General features: G+C 40.7%; 3 protein-coding genes. All 3 read right to left on the bottom strand.

Annotation, left to right across the window (positions count from 1 at the left end; all coding sequences use genetic code 11):
• Window positions 1-71: 71 nt before the first annotated feature.
• On the bottom strand, window positions 72-779 hold the full coding sequence (locus tag WB217_RS14810) for a M48 family metallopeptidase (RefSeq protein ID WP_423994008.1): 708 nt from the start codon (window positions 777-779) through the stop codon (window positions 72-74).
• 15 nt (window positions 780-794) lie between these two features.
• Entirely contained in the window at window positions 795-1,115 is a 321-nt protein-coding gene (locus WB217_RS14805) for a ribonuclease E inhibitor RraB (protein ID WP_101583514.1), read from the bottom strand.
• A gap of 241 nt (window positions 1,116-1,356) precedes the next feature.
• Window positions 1,357-1,557 (bottom strand): cold-shock protein, encoded by a 201-nt coding sequence (locus WB217_RS14800; RefSeq protein WP_026694123.1) that lies wholly within the window; start codon window positions 1,555-1,557, stop codon window positions 1,357-1,359.
• Between the last annotated feature and the right edge of the window lie 646 nt (window positions 1,558-2,203).

The raw sequence follows: 2,203 nt of genomic DNA, 5'->3' as shown, positions 1-2,203 counted from the left end.
CCCTTTTTAGTATAAGGATAATATTTTTGAAGTTTTTTGCTCCGCTGAGAGGATCTGTCACCCCCGCTACACTAAACCTCCATCCTCCACCCCGACACAGCGAGCCAGCGCTCATACCGTTCATATTCAGGCATGATTTTTCCGACAAGCCGCCAAAATGAACGGTCGTGATTCATATGGACCATATGGCACATTTCATGGACGACAACATAATCAATCACTTCCATTGGTGCCATGGACAGCTTCCAATTGAATGTCAAATTCCTCATGGAATCACACGTTCCCCAGTTCGTCTTACTGTCCGTGATTCGAATCGAGCGCGGCTTTATTTTGAATTCGCTTTGATAAAATTTAACCCGTTTTTCGACTAATGCCTTACACTGCTGATAGTAAAATCGCTTCAAAGCCTGTTTGATGCTCTCTTCATTTTGCTCTTTCACGTATACATGGAGCTTGTCTGCCTCGAACACGGCATTGTCTTTTTCGATATCTGCATCCTGGGAAATCAGAATGTGATAGAGCCTGCCCAAATATAGAAATTGTCCGCCTGGTCCGTACTCTTTTTCCCTACCGGCTGAGGCCCGCTCTTTCATTTCCTTCGCCCTTTGCAGGATCAAGTCCCATTGGCCTTCTAGGATTTGAAGCACACTTGCATCTGAGGTCCCCTTAGGAGCGTGGACTTCGACATGGCCGTACAAATCCATATAAATGCCGATTGTTTTCCGATTTTTATAAATCACATCATACCCGATTGTTTCACCTAAAAAAGTATGAAGCATGTCATCACCTGCATTTTATTCTATAAATACGCCCCAGCCATCAGAATGGCCGCCGTAAGGCTTGCTTATTTTATCCAGCTTTTCCTGCACTTTTTTTAATTCGCTATGGTTAAGGAGCATCCTTTTCGAGCAACTGCAAGCCCACTCATCTGTCTCATCATCCTGCTCGAGTAAGCCATGAAAGCCTTCTTCCTTCAATACGGGCAGAAGCTTCTCGCCAGTTGCCTTATCCGGCACAGCGATAAAAAACTCGACTGGCTGCGGCTTTTTAAAACTGACACCTTCATTAAACAAACTGCGCAATGCTTCTCCATCCGCGTCGTTTGGAAATTTCATCATCCATTCCTCCATTTGTGTGCCTTCTATGTTGTCATTATCATGCACTTGCTAAATTTCTGCTAATCATTTGATTATGAGATTGTTGTGTTATAATGTAAATAACCTTTTGCTTTAAATTTTTTACTTTACCGGCACCATGCCCCTACTCGTTCGTTGAGTAGGGTTTTTTATTGCTGTTATTTTTGAAAATAAAAAAAACAGACCCTTTTGGAGTCTGTCTCGGTATGCTATATCAAAATTAAGCTTTTTGAACGTTAGCAGCTTGAGGTCCACGTGCACCTTGCTCAACGTCGAAAGTAACTTTTTGACCTTCGTCTAATGATTTGAAGCCTTCAGATTGGATTGCAGAGAAATGAACGAATACATCTTCTCCACCTTCGCGCTCGATGAATCCGAAACCTTTTTCTGCGTTAAACCATTTAACTGTACCTTGTTCCATGTTTGTTGCCTCCTAGTGCTAATGCACATTGTATTACTATCCTTGCCCAAAGTGATCATTAGAACGAAGAGTCGAACTTTACACCGAACAAAAATAATTCTACCTAAGAATAACAAGATTTAGGAAAAATTGCAAGGGACTTTAGTTGGATGAGAACGTTACGGTTCAACTGCGATGAAAGTCGATCGCAATAAAAGAAGCAGTGGACTCCAAAACTGAATCCCTCTGTTTTTGCGACACAGGGACGGTTCCACCGTCGCAAAGTAGTTATCAAAGGAAGTAAAAGGCTAACCCCTTACTTCTTTAGAGGGATTTGAAAACGGGAGCATTAGATACATCCCCTAACATTGTACTTTAGAGAGCTTACCAACCTTCACTTCCCCCTCAAATAAATCACTCCTTTTCCCACCTTTAATCGACATAATTCTACAAAATCCAATATTTTCTTCCTATATAATACTGGGTAAGGTTTCAGTACTTATTTTTTCAACAGACGAGTTAAATTTCTTGAGAAAAAGTTTATTGGTTAATAACCTTTTTGATTAATGACTGTAAAAGCGGAACAGAAGACGAATTATTTGCTATAAACAATCTAAGTAAAATAATCAAATAAGGGATAGGTAAACCATGGCTAATAACATGATAG

This window comes from Mesobacillus sp. (genome assembly GCF_049588175.1).
Taxonomy (GTDB): Bacteria; Bacillota; Bacilli; order Bacillales; family Cytobacillaceae; genus Mesobacillus.
This window is presented reverse-complemented; position numbering and strand designations above follow the sequence as displayed.